This is a genomic window from Myxococcus sp. CA005 (assembly GCF_006518205.1).
Taxonomy (GTDB): Bacteria; Myxococcota; Myxococcia; order Myxococcales; family Myxococcaceae; genus Myxococcus; species Myxococcus xanthus.
The window spans coordinates 165,897-185,313 of the sequence record NZ_SRLV01000004.1 but is presented as its reverse complement, the minus strand read 5'-3'; the positions used below and the strand labels follow the sequence as shown (position 1 = coordinate 185,313).

Below are 19,417 nucleotides of genomic sequence, written 5' to 3'. Positions count from 1 at the left end.
CCAGCGGGCCCTATTCCGGGACGTGCCGACCATGACTCTTCGCTCACGCCTACGCTCGACCCTGTTGGCCCTGCTACCCATCGCCCTGCTCCCGCTGATGGCGTGTGGCGGCAACGAGGGCAAGGTCACGCTGCTTCTGACCGACGCGCCGGGAGACGACATCCGCACCGCTGTCGTCACCATCTCCGAAATCTATCTGCAAGGCGGCGACGGCAAAGGTGGCCGCGTGGTGCTGCGTGATACCCCCGCCACCGTGAGCTTGCTGGAGCTCGCCAACTCCACGTCTGAACTGGTGTCTGACGCGGTGGTCCCCAATGGCGACTACTCCGAGCTTCGCTTCGTCATCACCGGTGGCTACATCGAGGTGGCGAATGAGGACGGCACCTCGACCGTGTTCGCGTCGTCAGCCGACTACTCCGGCCTGCCCGCGGGCACGCAGGTGGGCGGCCAACTTCACATGCCCAGCTACGGCACGTCCGGGCTGAAGGTGAAGTTCTCCGAGAAGCTGACCATCGAAGGCGAGCAGAAGGTGCTGCTCGTGGACTTCGACGTCGGCCAGAGCTTTGGCAAGGAAGCGGGCAACGCGGGCAAGTGGGTGATGAATCCGGTCATCAAGTCCGCCGAGGTGACGGCCTCCGGCAGCATCCGCGTGACGGCGGACACGGCCGCGACGGTGACACTGCCCGTGGTCGACGGCCACCAGGTGACGCTGGGCGACTTCAACGCGGTGATGACGAACGAGGCGGGCAGCAGTGAGCGGCTGGCGCTGACCGACGAGGACGGCGACGGCACCTACGAGGCGGTCTTCAAGTTCCTCATTCCGGGCACCTTCACGGTGCACCTCGAGCCGCCCGCCTTCGTCAGCGCCTCCACCACGCCCGACCAGCCGGTGACGGTGGAAGTGGGTTCGGGCCGCGACGTGGCGAATCACTTCACGATTACGGGTGCGACCCAGCAGTAGCGCGGGCGCGACCTGCACACGGTTACGTGGGGACTGGCGCGGGGTCGGTTCCCAGGGCGAGGCGTCGGGGCAAGTTCCCCGGCGCCTCGTTTTTTTCTGTGTCACCCAGGCACCAAGTGCGCACGCCGCCGGCCTTCCGCGACGAGTCCGCGTCGAAGGCCGCTCAGTAGACGACGAGCGCCTGCGGCGCGTGGTAGCTGACGATGGTCAGCACCGGGATGCGCGGCGCTTCGTCATCCGTCTCCGCGCCGCCCGACGTGAGGCGGACACCGTCGAAGCGCGCGAGGATGACGTAGTCGCGCCGGGTCTCCAGGAACGGGTCGGCGCTCGCCAGACGGCCGAGGGCCTCGCGGCCCGTCTCATCGGAGATGTTCTCCACGAAGCGCCGCGTGGTGTTGCGGCCGGAGCGCTCGGACGTACTCACCGAGCCCCCGATCCGCCCTGGCCCCGTGAGCACGGACTGCCCGGCCAGGTCACCCGAGTACGTGGTGACGGAGTCGATGCGCTCGCCATAGCCCACGACCTCGTCCGTCTGGACGGAGCTGAGGGCCTGCTCCACCAGCCACACCGTGGGGCGCTCACCTTCCGAGCGCTGGTCCGCGACCTGCGCGCGCAGCAGCACGTAGCGGCCCTTGTACGTGTCCGGCCGGTCCATGGCGGAGGCCAACGAGAAGATGGGGATCTGCTTCTCCTGGAGGTAGCGCAGCTCGCCCGTCACGCTGCCACCGCGCTGGGCCACCACGCGGGCAATGAGCTTCGCGCCTTCGGGACGCACCCTCAGGTCCTGCGCCCAGGCGCGGCCCAGTAGCGCGTTGAGCTGGGTGAAGGGCGTGTGCTCGATGCAGGCCTTCAGGCCATCCCACGCCTCATCCCGCGAAGCGCCCTGGAGGCGCCGCGCGGCGGCTTCACACACGGACGGGTTGGCGTACCGGGCGGCGAACGCCTTGGGGTCCGAGGTGGGGCTGGGCGCGGGCGGCTCCGGCGGAGGCCTGGCGACGAACACCTCCTCCTTCGGGTGAGGCGCGTCCTCCGACCACGTCACGTGGGAATGCGAGGCGCCGCAGCCGGCGGCGAACGTGCCCATCAGGGCCCAGGAGGACAGCTTCCAGGAAGGACGGCGCATGGGGCGGAACTCCTAGAGGGAAGCGGAGCCAGGGCTGGCGGAACGGTTGCGCTGCTGGACGGTGGGCGCGGGGTGCGCTCCGGAGCGAGGCAGCGGCAGCACGACGGCGCACGCATCCGCGCACCTGTCACTCAGGCACGCCTGCGTCTGGGGCGCGGTGGCCTGCTGGGCGACCTCGGCATAGCAGCGGTCGGCGGTGCCCGGGCAGTTGGCGCGGGCGGCGCACTCGCAGCACGGCGAGGCCACCGTGGCCATGAACTGCACCTCTTGAAGGACGTTGGCCAGCGCGCGGTAGCAGGAGCGGGCGCCGGGAGCGAAGCGACCCTTGGCGTCCACCACGAACGACGTGCCTTCCAGTCCGCACTGGTCCACGGCGGTGATGTAGCGCCGCTCACAAAGCGCGGTGAGCGTCGCGTCCGGGCGGCCCTCGCGGATGTTGCCCACCGCCTCCGTGCACAGCGCGCGGGCCACGTCCTGGAGGAGCTTCTTGTTGGATGCGTCCTGCGAATCGCTGGGCGCGCCCGCGGACAGGTCCGCCTCGAACACGCATTCCTTCCCAGCACGCAGGGTGTCCACGGTGCAGGACCACGCGGTGGGGGACTCATCCGCGACAGGAGGCGCCGCGAGCGCTTCGGGCGGAATCGCTGGCGCGCTGGAGTCCGGCGCCGAGCCCAACAGGAAAAGGGAGACGAGAATCGCCTTCATGGACATGGCAGGTTAGGACGGCGCCTCGCCGGGCACAAACCGTCCCGCCGCAACTGTTCCGCGAACAGCGGCGTGCTCCCCTTCCCTACCTCCTCCGCGCTGAACCGACGTCCACCTCCGGACGAAGCGGAGTCCTCGGAGTCCTGGAGCGTCCGCCCCGGGGCACGCATGATGGCGCTGGTTTCCTTTCAAGGGGTGGAATGGTGGGACGTGCGGACGACGCGGCGTGGCGGCCATATGAAGACGGGGGCTCCATCGGGTGGATGGGCACCCAGGGCGGCACCATCGCGCGGGATGAGGACTTCGGCGGCCTGGCGCGGCTCACCTACGAGTTGGATGACACCCGCTCCTTCCACGCCATCGCCTGCTCCGTCACCGGCTGGCTCCTCTACCACCGCTTCTTCGACAACGCGGCGGCGGCCACCGCCGCCTTCGAGGAGATGAAGCCCGCATTGGAGGCGCTCCTCACGCAGCTTCCCGAAGGAGGACCGACGTCTCCCGCGAACACCCGCCTGGCGGGGCCCCTGCTGGCGGCCTTCACCGTCCGTCATGGATAGAGAGTCCGGAGCGAAATGACTTGGCCCGCGAGCGCCATCTGGCGTTAGTGACGGGCCCGCCATGGCCACCCAGCGCATCCACGAAGAAGACAGCTTCGAGAACGAAACCTTCGCCGACCTGAACCTCCAGGAGACGGACCTGGGCGGGAAGGAGTTCTACCGCTGCACGTTCCTCAACTGCACCCTGCAGGAGAGCCGCTGGACGAGGACTCGGATGGAATCCTGCGTCTTCACCGGTTGCGACCTCACGCGAGCCCGGTTCACGGAGACATCGCTGCGGGACGTGCGGTTCGAAAGCTCCAAGCTGATGGGCATCGACTGGACGGACGTGGGCACCTTCCCCGAAGTCACCTTCGACGGCTCCAACCTGCGCTACTGCACCTTCGCGGGGCTCAGCCTGCGGAAGACGGCGTTCCTGCGCTGCACGGCGCTGGAGATGAACTTCATCGACACGGACCTGTCCGAGGCGGACTTCAGCGATTCGGACATCACCGGCAGCAACTTCCGCGGCTGCACGCTCACGAAGGCGGACTTCGGAACCGCGCAGGGCGTGTTCATCGACCCCGCGCGCAACCGGGTGAAGGCCACGCGCATCCCCGTGGAGGCCGCGGTGAACTTCGTCCAGACGCTCGGGCTCGTGGTGTCCGGCTACGGTGAGGTCCCGAAGGCGAAGACGGAGCGCAAGAAGGGCCGTTCCTGACTGACCGGCATTGGGGCTAGGCGTGGGGGCGCAGCATCTCCAACAACGCCCCCAGCTTCTCCAACGCGAGCCGCGCACGGGTCTTCACCGTGCCCAATGGGTCTCCGGTGCGCTCGGAAATCTCCCGCTGGGAGAGGCCTTCGAAGTAGGCAAGCTCCACCACCGCCCGCTGCTCCGGAGGAAGCTGGGCCAGCGCCGCCACCACGCGAGCACGAGCCTCCTCCTGGCTGACCGCTTCGTCCGGCGCGGCGGGCGCGGCGCTGACCGGAGGCTCCTGCTGCACGGCCCCTTCCACCACCCGGGCCGCGGTTCCCTGCGCCCGCAGCCGGTCGATGGCGCGCGTGCGCACAATCGTCGCCACCCATGCCTCCAGACCGCCGCGTTCTGGATTGAACTCTCGGGCGCGCCGCCAGACCTCCAGGAAGGTCTCCTGCAACACCTCTTCCGCGTCAGCGTGTGTTGGTAGCAACCGCAACGCGATGGCGAAACACCGTCCGCCGCAGCGCGCATAGACGTCGCGCATGGCCTGCGGGCTTCCCATGGCGACCTGCCGGAGGAGGGCCAGGTCCAGCGCTGGGTCGCTTGCTCGGGGCACAGCGGAGGAAGGAGGCGCCATGTTCGTCCCGGATAGCTCAATCGGCAGGGCAGTTCCCAGCTTCAAGTATCGGCAGGCGGGCACCCGGGCGCGCTGTGCCTTCCAGGGTGGGCAGTGCCCGCCCCCATCCTTAACGTTGACGAGCCAACGCGGCTGGCACGGAAGGCGTCCAGCATCGACAACAGCCGCGATTCGCCGCGAGGCAATCACAACCCAAGACCTATAAGGGCCGCCAGCCACCATGACTGAACGACTCGGAAGCGTATTCATCGAGGGAGTCAGCCCCGAGCTGGACGCTGGACGTCACGCCGTGAAGCGCGTCGTGGGAGAGCGGTGCACCGTCAAGGCCGATGTCTTCAAGGAAGGCCATGATGTCCTCGTCGCCGTCATCCGTTGGCGCCAGGTGACGCCCAGGGCGCAGCAGACCGACTGGGAGGAAGTGCCCATGCGCTTCCTCGGCAATGACCGGTGGGAAGGCGAATTCCCCCTGACGCGGAACGGCCGCTACGAGTACACGATTGAGGCCTGGCCAGACCTCTTCCGGACCTGGACGTCCGAGCTGAAGCGCAAGGTCGACGCGGGCCGGGACGTGCGCAGCGAGTTGCTGGAAGGCGCCGCCCTGCTGGAAGGCGCCGTCGCCCGTGCCCGTACGGCGAAGCAGCCGGACGACGCGCGGGTGCTGGGCGAAGCGGCCGTCCGGCTGCGACAGCCCCCCTCCCCTGACCTCCTCGCCGTGGCCCTGGCACCCGAGCTGGCCGACGTGGCCTCGACCCATCCGGACCGTTCACTGGCCCGCCGCTACGACAAGGTGTTGGAGGTCTTCGCGGACCGGGAGAAGGCCCGCTTCAGCGCGTGGTACGAATTCTTCCCGCGTTCGGCGAAGCGCGACGGCGTCACCCACGCCACCTTCCGGGACGCGGAAGGCTGGCTGCCGTACATCCAGCAGCTCGGCTTCGACACCGTCTACCTCCCGCCCATCCACCCCATTGGCCGCACGGCGCGCAAGGGCAAGAACAACAGCCTCGCCGCGGCGGCCGACGACGTGGGCAGCCCCTGGGCCATTGGTGCCTCGGAAGGCGGCCACAAGGCCGTGCACCCGAAGCTGGGGACGCTGGAGGACTTCCGGCACTTCGTGGAGACGGCGCAGGCTCACGGCATCGAGGTGGCGCTGGACCTGGCCTTCCAGTGCTCGCCGGACCACCCGTACGTGAAGGAACATCCGGAGTGGTTCCAGCACCGGCCGGACGGCACCATCAAGACGGCGGAGAACCCGCCCAAGCGCTACGAGGACATCGTCAACTTCGACTGGATGGGCCCCGCCCGTGAGTCGCTCTGGGCGGAGCTGGAATCCGTCGTCCTCCACTGGGTGAAGCAAGGGGTGAACACGTTCCGCGTGGACAACCCGCACACCAAGCCCACGCAATTCTGGGCCTGGCTCATCCGCCGCGTGCAGGAAGCCCATCCGCAGGTCCTCTTCCTGTCCGAGGCCTTCACCCGTCCCAAGGTGATGAAGGCCCTGGGCAAGGTGGGCTTCACCCAGTCGTACACCTACTTCACCTGGCGCAACTTCAAGGGCGAGCTCCAGGAGTACCTGGAGGAGATCACCCAGCCGCCGGTGTCCGACTACTTCCGCGGCAACCTCTGGCCCAATACGCCGGACATCCTCCCGGAGTTCCTCCAGAACGCGGGGCCCGGTGCCTTCCGTCTGCGCGCGGCGCTGGCCGGCACGCTTTCCTCCGTGTGGGGCATGTACTGCGGCTACGAGCTGTGCGAGGGCCGCCCCATCCCGGGCAAGGAGGAGTACACCGATTCGGAGAAGTACCAACTGGTCGCGTGGGACCTGGACCGGCCCGGCAACATCCGGGATTGGATTGCGCGCCTCAACGCCGCGCGCCGCACGCACCCCGCGCTGCATCAGTACGGGACGCTGCGCTTCTTCTCGTCGAACAACGACCGAGTCCTCTTCTACGGCAAGCGCACGCCAGACGGCGGCAGCCTGGTGCTGATGGCGGTGAGCCTGGATCCGTATGCCGCCCAGGAGGCGCTGCTGCACGTGCCACTCGAGTGGCTGGGCGCGCGCCCTGACGAGACGTATCAGGTGCACGAGCTGATGTCGGACCAGCGCTCGCTATGGCAGGGTCCGGACGTGCAGGTGCGCCTGACGCCCGAGCAGCCTGCGGCCCTCTGGGCCGTTCACCGGTTCCGCCGCACCGAGAACGCGTTCGACTACTACGAGTGACAACCCGAGAGGCGTAATGGACCTGGATCCCCTCTGGTACAAGAAAGCCCTTATCTACGAGCTGCACCTGCGTGCCTTCCATGACTCCAATGGCGACGGCCACGGGGACATCCCCGGTCTGATTGAGAAGCTTCCGTACCTCCAGGACCTGGGCATCAACTGCCTCTGGTTGCTGCCCCACTACCCTTCGCCGCTGCGCGACGATGGCTACGACATCGCGGACTTCTACGGCGTCCACCCGGACTACGGCACGCTCGCGGACTTCCAGCGACTGGTGGATGAGGCGCACAAGCGCGACATCCGCGTCATCACCGAGCTGGTGGTGAACCACACCAGTGACCAGCACCCCTGGTTCCAGGAAGCGCGCAGCGACCCCAACAGCCCCAAGCGCAACTGGTACGTCTGGAGCGACACCGACGAACAGTACAAGGGCGCGCGCATCATCTTCCTGGACACGGAGCGCTCCAACTGGACGTGGGACCCGGTGGCCAAGCAGTACTTCTGGCACCGCTTCTTCAGCCACCAGCCGGACCTCAACTACGACAACCCCGAAGTGCAGGAAGCCATGCTGGACGTCATGCGCTTCTGGCTCAACATGGGCGTGGACGGGTTCCGCTGCGACGCAGTGCCCTACCTCTTCGAGCGCGAAGGCACCAACTGCGAGAACCTTCCGGAGACGCACGCCTTCCTCAAGCGCCTGCGGAAGACCATCGACTCCGAATACAAGGGGAAGATGCTGCTGGCGGAGGCGAACCAGTGGCCCGCCGACGTGCGCGTGTACTTCGGCGACGGCGACGAGTTCCACATGGGCTTCCACTTCCCGGTGATGCCCCGCCTCTACATGGCGGTGCGCCGCGAGGACCGCACGCCCATCGTCGAAATCATGCAGCAGACGCCGGACATCCCGGACAACTGCCAGTGGGCCATCTTCCTGCGCAACCATGACGAGCTGACGCTGGAGATGGTGACGGACGAGGACCGGGACTACATGTACCGGGAATACGCCACCGACCCGCGCATGCGCATCAACCTGGGCATCCGCCGCCGGCTGGCGCCGCTGATGGACAACGGCCGCCGGCGCATCGAGCTGATGCACAGCCTGCTCTTCACCCTGCCCGGCACGCCCGTCCTCTATTACGGCGACGAGATTGGCATGGGCGACAACATCTACCTCGGCGACCGCAACGGCGTGCGCACGCCCATGCAATGGACGGGAGACCGCAACGCGGGCTTCAGCCGCGCGGACTACGCACGCCTGTACGCGCCCGTCATCGCCGACCCGGTGTACGGTTATCAGTCCATCAACGTGGAAGCGCAGGAGCGGGTGAAGTCCAGCCTCCTGCACTGGGTGAAGCGGATGATTCGCATCCGCCAGCGCTACCCTGTCTTCTCGCTGGGGAACCTGCGCTTCCTCCAGACGGACAATCGCAAGGTGCTGGCCTTCATCCGTGAATGGGAGGGCCAGACGGTTCTGGTGGTGTGCAACCTGTCGCGCTTTGCCCAGCCCGCGGTGCTCGACATGCGCGAGTGGGAAGGCGCCGTGCCGGTGGAGCTGATTGGAGAAACCCCCTTCCCGCGGGTGAGTGAGCTGCCGTATCAGCTCTCCATGGGCCCCTTCATGTTTCTGTGGTTCCGGCTGGACAGGCCCCAGCAGGTGAGGAGCCTCGAATGACGACCCTCGACTTGACCAAGCTCCCTGATTACCTCAAGCACCAGCGCTGGTTCAGCGGCAAGGCCTGGCCCATCAAGCACGTCACGGTGATGGACCACGCCGCCGTCGAATCGGGCGGCTGCTCGTTCAGCCTCGCCGTGGTGGAGGTCATCTACGAACTGGGCAGCCCGGAGCGCTACCTGCTGCCTGTCCATCCCTCCACCGAAGGCGTGCGAGACGCGCTGGAGAGCGATGAATGCCTGCGCGGCCTCTTCGACCTCATCCGAACCGGAGGCCAGGTGGCGTCCGCGTCCGGCCGCGTGCAAGGCGAGTGGATTGGCGGTCAGGACGGCTTGCTCGCGCTCCCCGCGTCACCGGAGGTGCGGCGGCTGCAGGTGGAGCAGAGCAACACCTCGGTGGTGCTGGGTGAGAAGGTCATCCTGAAGATCATCCGCAAGCTGGAAGCCGGCGTGAATCCAGAGCATGAGGTAGGCCGCTTCCTCGCGACCAAGACATCGTTCCGCGCCACGCCCACGCTGTTGGGCGCGCTGCATCTGGAAGGGGCGGCGGGCGCGACGCTCGCGGTGGCCCACCGCTTCGTGCCGGACGCGACGGACGGCTGGAAGTACACGCTGGACCGGCTGCGCCAGGAGCGCGCCGTGGGTCCGCGCTTCCAGTCGGAGATGCGTGACCTGGGCACACGCCTGGGCGAGCTCCACCTGGCGTTCGCCTCGGCGACCGAAGAAGACCCGGCCTTCACTCCGGAGCCGCTGTTGCAAGAGGATCTCCAACGCTGGAGCGCCTCCATCGTCGGGGAGCTGGGCGTGACGCTGGCGGACGCCAGCCGGCAGAACCCGGAACTGGAGAACCGGCGCGAGGACCTCATCGAGCACGCGAAGCGCCTGGCGCAGGTGCCGCCCTCCGGTCAGAAGATTCGCATCCACGGAGATCTCCACCTGGGGCAGGTGCTGCGCGCCAACAACCAGTGGATCATCTTCGACTTCGAAGGCGAGCCCGCGCGCTCCTTCACCGCCCGCCGGGAGAAGTACAGCGCGCTGCGCGACGTGGCGGGGATGATCCGCTCGTTCGACTACGCGGAGGCGACGGTGGCGCTGGAGGGTGGCACGCCCCACGAGCGCATCAGCACCATGCGCGACGCCTTCGTGGAAGGCTACCGGCAGGTGACGCGCGGCGCGCCCTTCCTGCCCTCGGACGAAGACACCTTCGACGTGATGCTGCGTGCTTTCGAGCTGGAGAAACTCCTCTACGAAGTGCGATACGAAATGCAGAACCGGCCCGACTGGGTGCGCATCCCCCTCCAGGCCCTCTTGCGTATGGAGGCATCCAAGTGAGGAAGCCAGCCGACAAGGCCCAGGTCGACGCGGAGCTTCAACGCGTCGTGGAACTGAGGCACCCGGAGCCGCACGCTGTCCTGGGTATCCACCCGGATGGGGATGGCGTGGTGATTCGCGCCTTCCGCCCGGACGCCGTGGCCATCCACGTGCTGCCGGAATCCGGCGGTCGCGTCGCGATGACGCACCGGCCGGGCGGCGTCTACGAGGCCCGCATCAACGGCAAGGACCAGACGTTCAACTATTTGCTGGAAGTGGAGTACCCCGGCAAGCGCGTCTTCACGCTTCGCGACCCGTACAGCTTCCTCCCCACCCTGGGGGAGATGGACCTGTACTACGCCGGTGAAGGCCGCCACGAGCGCCTCTGGGAGCGCATGGGCGCGCACCTGCTGCACCACCACGGCGTGCGCGGCACCTCGTTCGCGGTGTGGGCCCCCACGGCGGCGGGCGTGTCCGTGGTCGGTGACTTCAACGGCTGGGACGGCCGGCTGCACTCCATGCGCCGCATGGGCTCCTCCGGCATCTGGGAGCTCTTCGTCCCCGAGGTGGGCGAAGGCACCCGGTACAAGTTCGAGATTCGCCCCGGCCAGGGCGGGCCCAACGTCCTCAAGGCGGACCCGTTCGCCTTCCGTACCGAGGTCCCCCCCGCCACGGCCTCCGTGGTGCACGACCTGGCGCGCTACACCTGGGGCGACGCGGCGTGGCTGGAGCAACGCGCCCAGCGGCGGGACGTCCATCACCAACCGTGGAGCGTGTACGAGGTCCACCTGGGCAGTTGGCGCCGGGTGGTGGAAGACGGCGACCGGCCCATGACGTACCGGGAGCTGGCCCCGGCGCTGGCCGAGTACATCAAGTTCACCGGCTTCACCCACATCGAGCTGCTCCCCGTGGCCGAGCACCCCTACGGTGGCTCCTGGGGCTACCAGGTTGGCGGCTACTACGCTCCCACGGCGCGCTTCGGCCACCCGGATGACCTGCGCTTCTTCATCGACCACATGCACCAGGAAGGCATCGGGGTGCTCGTGGACTGGGTGCCCGGACACTTCCCGCGCGACCTGCACGCCCTGGGACAGTTCGACGGCACGGCCCTGTATGAGCATGCCGACCCGCGCAAGGGCGCGCAGCCGGACTGGGGCACGCTGGTCTTCAACTTCGGCCGCAATGAGGTGCGCAACTTCCTCATCGCCAACGCGTTGTTCTGGATCGAGGAGTACCACATCGACGGACTGCGCGTGGACGCGGTGGCGTCGATGCTCTACCTCGACTACAGCCGCAAGCAGGGCGAGTGGATTCCCAACCGCTGGGGCGGCCGGGAGAACGAAGAGGCCATCCATTTCCTGCGCGAGCTGAACGAAACGGTCCACCGCAAGCACCCGGGCGTCGTCGTCATCGCCGAGGAGTCCACGGCCTGGCCCAAGGTGTCCGCGCCGGTGTCCGAAGGCGGCCTGGGGTTCGACTACAAGTGGAACATGGGGTGGATGCACGACACGCTGTCGTACTTCTCCAAGGACCCCATCTACCGGCAGTACCACCACAACCAGCTCACCTTCGGCCTGCTGTACGCGTTCAGCGAGCAGTTCATGCTGCCGCTGAGCCATGACGAGGTGGTGCACGGCAAGGGCAGCCTGTACGGGCGCATGCCGGGCGACCCGTGGCAGAAGCGCGCCAACCTGCGCGCCCTGTTCGCGTGGATGTGGGCGCACCCGGGCAAGAAGCTCGTCTTCATGGGCGGCGAGTTCGGCCAGCCCGCCGAGTGGAACCACGACAAGAGCCTGGACTGGCACCTGACGCACGACCCGGGGCACCACGGCATCCTTCAACTGGTCTCGGACCTGAACCGCATCTACCGGGACATGCCCGCGCTTCACGACGCGGATGGCGAGCCCATGGGCTTCCAGTGGCTCCAGCCGGACTCGGCCGCGTACAACGTGTTCGCGTTCGTGCGGCGCGCGCGTCAGCCAGGACGGCATGTGGTGTGTATCGCCAACCTGTCGCCAACGGTGCGTGAGAACTACCGCGTGGGCTTCCCGTTCCAGGGCCGCTACGTGGAGTTGCTCAACACGGACGCCGAGCAGTACGGCGGCTCCAACCTGGGCAACATGGGCCAGATTCACACCGAGCCCACGGGCTGGGATGGCCAGCCGGCTTCGGCCACCCTCACCCTGCCCCCGTTGTCCGTGTTGTGGTTCACGCCGGGCTGAGTCAATGCCTCGACACAGAGGCGTTCGCCGCAGCATCACCGCGGACGCCCCTGCCCCCGCCCCAAAGACAACCAGCAATCACAGACAAATCATTCACAAACACATATCAAAACATGTTGAAATCACTCAACATCCAGTCAGTGAACGGGAACCTGCCAGGCACCGACCGATCAGGCCCATAGACTCGACACACGGGGTGCCAAATTTCACTGAACATCCAGTCAGTCAAAAACGGCGTTCAACCATGCAACACAACTGAACGTGCTATCATGTAGGCGCTTACATCCACGGCGCCATCCAAATTACTGAACATATCATCAGCAAGCAGGCCGCGATCAGAGTTCCGCACGACACTGAACACGCGACCATGTGGGCATTGACACAATCGAGGGTCCTCGCCCCACTGAACGCGTCATCAGCAATCCGAGAGCGACCGAACCCGGCGCGCGACCGAAGCCCCGCTCACAGCGGCGCCGCGATGATGAGGCCGAGAATGCCTGATAGTTCGTTCATGTAGGCATGGCCTGGCCGAACACCGCATGACCCACTGAACATACAGACAGGAAATCTGTCCCGATCAGCCACGTTGGGCTCCCTGCCCTGATGTTCATGTAGGAACGACGGTCTCATGCCGTCCTAAAAATACCTGATGGTTCGTGCATGTAGGCACTGCCCCACAAGGCTCCGACACATCGCCCGCACACCGGGCGAGCAGGCGACGCCGCTTGCTCCCTCCTCCATCCGACCCCAGCCTACTTCTGGGCGATCGACTCACCAGGAGGACGGGGATGACGAAGAAGAGGATCATTGAAGGGTACGGCGGGACCAGTGAGCAGCGTCAGCGCCACCTTCAAAACGACAACTTCTCTGAGCGGGCACCTCGAACGCCGGACGAAACGGAGGCGGTGCGCAGCACGCCCGACAAGGATGGGCGCGAGATCACCATCCATCCACTGGACTCCGAGGACTCGGACGACCTGTGGCACGGCAATCCGTGAGCCGAGCCCAGGGGCTGGGCCTCAGCGCATGAACAGGAAGTAGAGCACCGCGCTCAGGGCGATCGACACCAGGATGCTGCCGATACAGCCGAGCCGGTTCGAGAAGAAGAAGAACATACGCGCCGCCCAAGCTGTGCACTCCCAGCGAGGAGGGAAGGCACCTCGCTGGGTTTTGTCCGAGGACTTACGGAACGTCCTCGCGGGCTACTCGCCGCGCTTCAGCCGCTCCACGTAGGCCGCTGGCAGGCCCGCGGCCTGGGCACCGCGCACCAGCGCGTCCACGAAACGGGTGCTGACCGGGCCGTCCGCCGACGTACGCCGCGGATTCGTGACGAACGCCGTGGCCTCCAGCTCCTGCCCATCCACGCGCACGCGCACCGGCCGCTCCACGCACATGCTCGTCACGAAGCCTTCCTTGTGCTGGATGATGGGCCAGTCCTGGCCGCGAATCTCGAACAGGCGGCCGTACACCTTCTGGCCCGCGGAATCCGTCAGCCCCGCGACGCGCCCACCCCACCAGCGCGACGGGAAGTCATAGACCAGATCCACATCCACGGCCTCGGCCAGCCGCCCTTCGGGCAGCTCGAAGAAGTCGTAGCTGTGCTGGGACCGCCACTCCTCGAACGCGGCGCGGTCCAGGATGGTCGAGTACGCGAAGTACAGGCGCGTGGCCGACGGGTCCGCGCCCGCACGCGCCTTCATCACCTGATCATAGTGCGAATCCATGTCCGCCCCTTTGACTGAGACTACTTCGAGCCCCGGCGCGCCCCAGTGGCCTCGTCCCGGAAGACGGACAGCACACCGGACACATCCAGCCGGGACGTCTTGATGAACAGCCGCAGCGCGCGCTCCACGTGCTCGGCCAGCGTGGCCATCTTCTCCAGTCGCTGAAGCCGGTCCGGTGGAAGCCCCGACTGGGTCTCCGCCAGCCGCCGGGCCTCCGCCAGGTCGGCGCGAATGCGCGCGACGAAGCCCGCCTCCCGCTCCTCGATGACGTGCGTCACCATCCGGACCAGGTCGTTCTCCGCGCCGTAACGCCAGACGGTGTCCTGGGGCAGGCGCACGCGCTGGATGACGCCCCAGCGCTCCAGGTCGCGCAGCAGCATGGAGACCCCGCCCTTGGACAGGTCCAGCTCGCGCTCGATTTCTCCCGCCGTCAGGGGCTCACCGCGCAGGTACAGCAGGGCCCAGACCCGTCCCTGGTTGCGCTTGAACCCCCAGAACTCAATGACATTGCCCACCGCGTCCACCGCGATGGCTTCCCAGGGCGCCAGCCGGCCATCCGCTGGCGGCGCCTCCGAGGCAGGGCTCCCGGGTCCCCCCGTCCACAGGTAGCCTTTCATGCAGCGCGCCCCTGGACTTGTTCGGCGATGCCGGCCGACAGCTTCCGCGCCCAGCTCACCAGCTCCGCGCCCGCGGGCTCCTTGGCGAAGTGGCCCAGCTTGTCGAGCGCCGCCTCGATTTCGACGTTCATCCGCGCCATCGAGGCATCCACGGCGCCCGTGGCCTCGATGGCCGCGCCAATCTCCTTCGTGCGATCTGGCGTGATCGCCGAAAACGCCCACGCGTCCTTCAGCTTGCGCCGCAGCGACTCATCCTTGGCCACCGCCAGGAGGATGGGCATGGACGGCGTGCGCGAGTGCACGTCCGCGTAACGCGGCTTGCCTACGTCCGTGCCCAGGATGTCGCGAATGTCGTCGGCAATCTGGAACGCCACGCCCAGGTGACGCCCGAAGCCGTCGAAACGCTCCACCGCCTCGGGGTGCTCCGCCAGCGTCGCCGCCGCGTTGCCACACCAGCCGAACAGCGAGCCCGTCTTACCCTCGGCGATGAAGCGCAGCCGATTGAGCGGCAGGTCCAGGTCGCCGCGAGCCTCCACCTCGGCGATGGCGGCGCGGGTCATCTCGGAGACGACCGACAGCGCGCTGCGCGTCAGCCGCGCGTCCAGTTGGGACAGCTGGAACAGGCCCGTGGACAGGATGAGGTCGCCGCTCATCACCGCGACGATGTTGCCCCAGCGCGCGTTCACCGTGGGCCGGCCCCGGCGGAACATGCCCGCGTCCACCACGTCGTCGTGCAGCAGGCTGGCGGAATGGATGAGCTCCGCGGCCACGGCCACGTCCACCAGCCGCTCCGCCGGAACGCCCACCGCGCCGCCGAACAGCCGCGCCAGCATGGGGCGCGCGCGCTTGCTGCCGCTGCCCAGGCACAGGTGGCGGGCCGCCTCCATCAGCGTGTCGCCCTTCACGTCCGGACCGGCATCGCCATCCACCAGGGTGCTGCCAAGCCGCTGCTCCACCGCCCCCAGAAAATCCGTCAGCTCCCGAGCCAGATCCATAGTGCGCCGTCTCCTCGTTCGTTCATATAGTTCAAGACCGCTTGAACTGCACCTGATTCCAGCGCTGCCCAGCAGCCAGACGTGAACGGGTGCCGGAGCATGTGGGACAGCCGCGCCGCTCCCGCCCGGAGAGCGACCGAGCACCCTGGGGCCCACCGGGGGTGGATTGAGAGGGCCCAGCGGAGCGTGCGACAGAGAGCGGACCTGTGACCCGCGCAGCCTCCCGTCGACAGTTCCTCCGCAGCTTCAGCTTCGCCTCCCTTGCTTCCGCGGTTCCGCTGTTCCGCCCCGGCGCGTCCCTGCCCGGCTCGTCGGCACCGCTCCTGGGGGCACCGCCCGCGGACGGGCCCGGACCGAGGGTCCGCCCCCATCACGGACGGTTGCGCCGAACGCTGGGCGTCTCCGTGGTGGAGGGCATGTTCTCGGAGGTCTTCACCGCGTGCGCGGGCGCGACGGTGCTCACCGCCTGGGCCATCGCGCTGAAGCTGGGGCCCTTCCTCGTCGGCGTGATGACGGCCCTGCCCTTCTTCGCGCAGTTCGTGCAGTTCCCCGCGGCCTGGCTGACGGGCCTCTTCGGCCACCGGCGCGTGGCCCTCACCGCGGTGTGTCTGTCCCGCGTGGTGATGTTCCCCCTGGCGGTGCTGCCCTGGCTGGGCCTGCCCTTCGAATCCCAGCAGCGCCTGCTGCTGACGGTTGCCGGCGTCTCCGCCGCGTTGAGCGTGGTGGGCAACAACGCCTGGGTGGCGTGGATGGGGGAACTGGTGCCCCGCGCCGTCCGGGGCCGCTTCTTCGGACGCCGCACCGCGCTCACCACGCTGGCGGGCACACTCGCCTCCCTCGGCGCGGGCCTCCTGATGGACCGGCTGCGCCCCACGGACGGCGTGGGCGTGGCCCTGCCCCTGCTCGCGTTGGGGGCGTGCGTCATGGGCATCGTCACCACCCTGTTCATGGCCTCGCAGCACGACCCGGCGCCCCCGGGCACCACCCCGCCCCTGGATCTCAAGGGCGCGCTGGTCCCATTCAAGGATGACAACGCGCGCCGGGTGCTCACCTACCAGGTGGCCTGGAACGCGGCGGTGGGGGTGTCCGCGCCCTTCTTCGCGCTACACAGCCTCCAGAACCTCCAGATGACCTTCGTCATCATGGCGCTGCATGCCGCGTCGGTGGCGGGCGTGCGCATCCTGGCGGCGCCACTCTGGGGCCGCGTGATTGACCGCTGCGGCGCCCAGCCCGTGTTGATGGCGTGCTCACTGGGCATCGCCGCCATCCCCGCCCTGTGGCTGCTGCCTTCCGCGGGGACGCTGTGGCCCCTGCTCTTCGACGTCGTCCTCGCCGGGGCGCTGTGGAGCGGTCACGGTCTGGCCATCTTCGAGCTGCCCCTGACCGTCGCCCCCCGGAAGAACCGCCCCTTCTACCTGGCGGCCTTCGCCACCGCCGGCGGCCTGGCCTATACCGCCGCGGCCGCGCTGGGAGGCGCCATCGCCGCCGCCCTGCCCACCCAGTTCACCCTGGGCGGCCACGTCTGGGTGAACCTGCACGCGCTCTTCGTGCTGTCCTCGGTGGCCCGCCTGGGCGCGGCCCTGTTGACGGCGCGCATCCCCGAGCCCGGCGCCCACCCCGTGCGCTCCGTGAGAGCGCTGCTGTCGCGCCTGCTCCCGCGGCCAATTCCTGCTCACCGCGCAGCGTTGGATGATTGACATTCAAAAGACGCAACAGCGTCATTGCTTGTCATACTGCGGGACTGTGCAAATCCGTTGCACAAAACCGCAGAATTCCAGATTAGTTGGTGATTTGCTATTTTCACTCAAAGTGTGATTTCTGCCGCTCCAGCACCGTAGCTCCCAGAGGAGCGCGGTCAACCCGCAGTGCAGGAGCACGACATGTCCTCAGGTCCTTACCGAAGGCGCCTTTTTCATGCGGTGTTTCTCGTGGGAACCCTCTCGGGTTCCGCTGCAATGGCAGTCCATTCAGAGGAAGGCGTTCGTAATTACGATGCGCGAGATGCCTACAACGCGCAGGCACGGTTTGGCATCTCGTCTGCCCAGACGTCCAGCCAGGCCGCGCTGCGGCAGGCCGTGCCGGAACTGATGGTGGAGTTCGACGAGTCCAACGGCCTGGTGCGCTCGCTCACCAATCCGGTGGGTGCGCTCTCCGATCCGCGCAGCGGGGACCCGATGGCCATTGGCCTGGACTTCGTCCAGAAGCACCGGGACGCGCTCGGGCTGGGGCTCAACGACCTGGCGAACCTCGAGGTGACGGACCGCGTCTATTCGAAGGTGAGCGGCACCACCAACCTGTACCTGCGCCAGACGTACCGGGGCCTGCCCGTCTACAACGGCCAGCTTCAGATCAACGTGGACCGCGACGGCCGCGTGCTCAGCGTGCACAGCGACTTCCTCCCGGCCCTGGAGTCCTCGCTCGCTGGCACCACGCCGCGCCTGAGCGCCGCGGACGCGGTGGTGGGCGTGGCGAAGCACCTGGGCGTCCGCCTCTCCGCGGCGCCGCAGTCCCTGAAGGCCGAGCCCGGCGCGCGTCAGCGCACGCGCGTGGCGGTGGAAGGCCTGTCCACCGAGCCCATCGACGCGGAGCTGGCGGTGCTGCCGGTCCGCCGAGGCGAGGCCCGGCTGGTGTGGCGCTTCCAGGTCCACACCCTGGACACCGACCACGCCTACGACGTCACGGTGGACGCGTCCACGGGCGAGGTCTGGACCCGCTTCGACTGGGTGGCGGCCGATGATGCCTACCGCGTCTATCCCATGCCGGTGGAGAGCCCCAACCACACCACGCCGCTGCCGCCAGCGGATGGGCGCGTGCTGGTCTCCAACCCCGCCAACGCCACGGCGTCGCCCTACGGCTGGCACGATACGAACGGAGCGGCCGGCGCGGAGTACACCACCCTCCGCGGCAACAACGTCCACGCCTACGAGGACACCAACAACGATGGCCTGCCGCCCGCCGTGCAGCCCGACTGCACCTCGCTCATCCACTGCGACTTCCCCATCACCCTCACGGGCGCGCCGTCCACGTACATCCCCGCGGCCGTCACCAACCTGTTCTACTGGAACAACATCATCCACGACGTCCAGTACCAGTACGGCTTCGATGAGGCGTCCGGTAACTTCCAGGTCAACAACTACGGCCGGGGCGGCGCCGGCAACGACGACGTCCGCGCGGAGGCGCAGGACGGCGGCGGCATGAACAACGCCAACTTCATGACCCCGCCGGATGGCCAACGGCCGCGCATGCAGATGTACCGCTGGAACACGGTGACGCCGAACAAGGACGGAGACCTGGACGCCGGCATCATCGTCCACGAGTACGGCCACGGCATCTCCAACCGCCTCGTGGGCGGCCCCAGCAACGTGTCCTGCTTGTCGAACCGCCAGCAGCCGGGCGAGGGCATCAGCGACTTCCTGTCGCTCTTCTACACCGCGAAGGCGACGGACACCGGCGCGCAGGGCCGCGGCGTGGGCACCTACGCCCTGAACCAGCCCACCACGGGCGTGGGCATCCGTCCCCAGCGCTACAGCACCAGCAGCGCCGTCAACACCTGGACCTACGCCAGCATCAACGGCATGGCGGTTCCGCACGGCGTGGGTGCCGTGTTCGCCCAGGGCATGTGGGAGGCCTACTGGGCCCTGGTCAACCACCACGGCTTCAGCGCCAACCTGTACGACGCCACGGGCACCGCGGGTAACCAGCGCATGATGCTGTACTTCACCCAGGGCCTGAAGAACACGCCGTGCAGCCCCACCTTCACCCAGGTGCGTGACGGCATCATCACCGCGGCCACCACCCTGCACGGTGGCGAGGACGTCTGCCGCCTGTGGACGGCCTTCGCCGCGTTCGGCATGGGCACCAACGCCGTGTCCAGCGGCTCCGGCGGCACGACGCCCACCAACGGCTTCGCGGTGCCCGCCGCCTGCGCGGCCTTCAGCGCGACGGCAGCCAAGCTCTAGTCGTTGAACCCCACCGGGCCGGAGCTCCCTCGTGGGCT

Annotated in this window: 16 protein-coding genes; 10 read left to right on the top strand and 6 right to left on the bottom strand. The window is 67.8% G+C overall.

Translation table 11 applies throughout. From position 1 onward, the window contains the following. The first annotated feature begins 31 nt into the window (after positions 1-31). The gene (locus tag FMQ63_RS03050) at positions 32-961 is read left to right on the top strand and encodes a DUF4382 domain-containing protein (protein ID WP_216608552.1); all 930 of its coding nucleotides are present in this window, start codon (positions 32-34) and stop codon (positions 959-961) included. Between the two features lie 163 nt (positions 962-1,124). Here FMQ63_RS03050 and FMQ63_RS03045 read toward each other — a convergent pair whose 3' ends face one another. Together FMQ63_RS03045 and FMQ63_RS03040 are read right to left on the bottom strand one after the other, a co-directional pair. Next, complete coding sequence (locus FMQ63_RS03045) at positions 1,125-2,084, bottom strand: hypothetical protein (protein WP_011553708.1); 960 nt, start codon at positions 2,082-2,084, stop codon at positions 1,125-1,127. Between the two features lie 12 nt (positions 2,085-2,096). Then, entirely contained in the window at positions 2,097-2,795 is a 699-nt protein-coding gene (locus FMQ63_RS03040) for a hypothetical protein (protein ID WP_011553707.1), read from the bottom strand. Positions 2,796-2,989: 194 nt separating this feature from the next. Here FMQ63_RS03040 and FMQ63_RS03035 point away from each other — a divergent pair, with 194 nt between their 5' ends. Next, on the top strand, positions 2,990-3,346 hold the full coding sequence (locus FMQ63_RS03035) for a hypothetical protein (protein ID WP_011553706.1): 357 nt from the start codon (positions 2,990-2,992) through the stop codon (positions 3,344-3,346). Between the two features lie 61 nt (positions 3,347-3,407). Next, positions 3,408-4,046 (top strand): pentapeptide repeat-containing protein, encoded by a 639-nt coding sequence (locus FMQ63_RS03030; RefSeq protein WP_011553705.1) that lies wholly within the window; start codon positions 3,408-3,410, stop codon positions 4,044-4,046. Between the two features lie 16 nt (positions 4,047-4,062). On the opposite strand, the gene FMQ63_RS03025 is transcribed toward FMQ63_RS03030, so the two are convergent. Then, positions 4,063-4,662 carry a sigma-70 family RNA polymerase sigma factor gene (locus tag FMQ63_RS03025; RefSeq protein WP_011553704.1) on the bottom strand — a complete coding sequence of 200 codons (600 nt, stop codon included), beginning with the start codon at positions 4,660-4,662 and terminating at the stop codon, positions 4,063-4,065. Between the two features lie 220 nt (positions 4,663-4,882). Here FMQ63_RS03025 and FMQ63_RS03020 point away from each other — a divergent pair, with 220 nt between their 5' ends. The 5 genes from FMQ63_RS03020 (at position 4,883) to FMQ63_RS03000 (ending at position 13,082) form a co-directional block, all read left to right on the top strand. Beyond that, positions 4,883-6,880, top strand: a complete 1,998-nt coding sequence (locus tag FMQ63_RS03020; RefSeq protein WP_011553703.1) for an alpha-1,4-glucan--maltose-1-phosphate maltosyltransferase — start codon at positions 4,883-4,885, stop codon at positions 6,878-6,880. 16 nt (positions 6,881-6,896) lie between these two features. Next, positions 6,897-8,552, top strand: coding sequence for a maltose alpha-D-glucosyltransferase (gene treS / locus FMQ63_RS03015; protein ID WP_011553702.1), 1,656 nt, complete (start codon positions 6,897-6,899; stop codon positions 8,550-8,552). Continuing rightward, positions 8,549-9,883, top strand: a complete 1,335-nt coding sequence (locus FMQ63_RS03010; RefSeq protein ID WP_011553701.1) for a phosphotransferase — start codon at positions 8,549-8,551, stop codon at positions 9,881-9,883. The genes treS and FMQ63_RS03010 overlap by 4 nt, the downstream gene beginning before the upstream one ends. Next, a complete protein-coding gene (glgB, locus tag FMQ63_RS03005) occupies positions 9,880-12,084 on the top strand; it encodes a 1,4-alpha-glucan branching protein GlgB (protein ID WP_011553700.1) in 2,205 nt (734 codons plus the stop codon). Before FMQ63_RS03010 ends, glgB begins: the two co-directional genes overlap by 4 nt. Positions 12,085-12,872: 788 nt before the next feature. Next, positions 12,873-13,082, top strand: a complete 210-nt coding sequence (locus tag FMQ63_RS03000) for a hypothetical protein (protein WP_020478143.1) — start codon at positions 12,873-12,875, stop codon at positions 13,080-13,082. A 204-nt stretch (positions 13,083-13,286) separates the two neighbouring features. Here FMQ63_RS03000 and FMQ63_RS02995 read toward each other — a convergent pair whose 3' ends face one another. Genes FMQ63_RS02995 through FMQ63_RS02985 form a run of 3 tightly spaced genes read right to left on the bottom strand, consistent with a single transcriptional unit; the run spans position 13,287 to position 15,420 of the window. Continuing rightward, entirely contained in the window at positions 13,287-13,808 is a 522-nt protein-coding gene (locus FMQ63_RS02995) for a gamma-glutamylcyclotransferase (protein ID WP_011553698.1), read from the bottom strand. Between the two features lie 20 nt (positions 13,809-13,828). Further along, positions 13,829-14,425, bottom strand: a complete 597-nt coding sequence (locus tag FMQ63_RS02990; protein WP_011553697.1) for a GbsR/MarR family transcriptional regulator — start codon at positions 14,423-14,425, stop codon at positions 13,829-13,831. Next, positions 14,422-15,420, bottom strand: a complete 999-nt coding sequence (locus FMQ63_RS02985; protein ID WP_011553696.1) for a polyprenyl synthetase family protein — start codon at positions 15,418-15,420, stop codon at positions 14,422-14,424. The genes FMQ63_RS02990 and FMQ63_RS02985 overlap by 4 nt, the downstream gene beginning before the upstream one ends. Before the next feature lie 206 nt (positions 15,421-15,626). Here FMQ63_RS02985 and FMQ63_RS02980 point away from each other — a divergent pair, with 206 nt between their 5' ends. Together FMQ63_RS02980 and FMQ63_RS02975 are read left to right on the top strand one after the other, a co-directional pair. Next, positions 15,627-17,117, top strand: coding sequence for an MFS transporter (locus FMQ63_RS02980; protein ID WP_011553695.1), 1,491 nt, complete (start codon positions 15,627-15,629; stop codon positions 17,115-17,117). Positions 17,118-17,375: 258 nt separating this feature from the next. Then, positions 17,376-19,379, top strand: a complete 2,004-nt coding sequence (locus FMQ63_RS02975) for a M36 family metallopeptidase (protein ID WP_225909269.1) — start codon at positions 17,376-17,378, stop codon at positions 19,377-19,379. The last annotated feature ends 38 nt before the right edge of the window (positions 19,380-19,417 follow it).

Bases quoted from the DNA above. Each gene is read 5' to 3' on its own strand.
- FMQ63_RS03000 (WP_020478143.1), top strand. From the start codon at position 12,873: ATGACGAAGAAGAGGATCATTGAAGGGTACGGCGGGACCAGTGAGCAG.
- FMQ63_RS03010 (WP_011553701.1), top strand. From the start codon at position 8,549: ATGACGACCCTCGACTTGACCAAGCTCCCTGATTACCTCAAGCACCAG.
- treS (WP_011553702.1), top strand. From the start codon at position 6,897: ATGGACCTGGATCCCCTCTGGTACAAGAAAGCCCTTATCTACGAGCTG.
- FMQ63_RS02975 (WP_225909269.1), top strand. From the start codon at position 17,376: ATGGCAGTCCATTCAGAGGAAGGCGTTCGTAATTACGATGCGCGAGAT.
- FMQ63_RS03040 (WP_011553707.1), bottom strand. From the start codon at position 2,795: ATGTCCATGAAGGCGATTCTCGTCTCCCTTTTCCTGTTGGGCTCGGCG.
- FMQ63_RS03035 (WP_011553706.1), top strand. From the start codon at position 2,990: ATGGTGGGACGTGCGGACGACGCGGCGTGGCGGCCATATGAAGACGGG.
- FMQ63_RS03030 (WP_011553705.1), top strand. From the start codon at position 3,408: ATGGCCACCCAGCGCATCCACGAAGAAGACAGCTTCGAGAACGAAACC.
- FMQ63_RS02985 (WP_011553696.1), bottom strand. From the start codon at position 15,420: ATGGATCTGGCTCGGGAGCTGACGGATTTTCTGGGGGCGGTGGAGCAG.
- FMQ63_RS02995 (WP_011553698.1), bottom strand. From the start codon at position 13,808: ATGGATTCGCACTATGATCAGGTGATGAAGGCGCGTGCGGGCGCGGAC.
- FMQ63_RS03025 (WP_011553704.1), bottom strand. From the start codon at position 4,662: ATGGCGCCTCCTTCCTCCGCTGTGCCCCGAGCAAGCGACCCAGCGCTG.
- FMQ63_RS03045 (WP_011553708.1), bottom strand. From the start codon at position 2,084: ATGCGCCGTCCTTCCTGGAAGCTGTCCTCCTGGGCCCTGATGGGCACG.
- FMQ63_RS03050 (WP_216608552.1), top strand. From the start codon at position 32: ATGACTCTTCGCTCACGCCTACGCTCGACCCTGTTGGCCCTGCTACCC.
- FMQ63_RS02990 (WP_011553697.1), bottom strand. From the start codon at position 14,425: ATGAAAGGCTACCTGTGGACGGGGGGACCCGGGAGCCCTGCCTCGGAG.
- FMQ63_RS03020 (WP_011553703.1), top strand. From the start codon at position 4,883: ATGACTGAACGACTCGGAAGCGTATTCATCGAGGGAGTCAGCCCCGAG.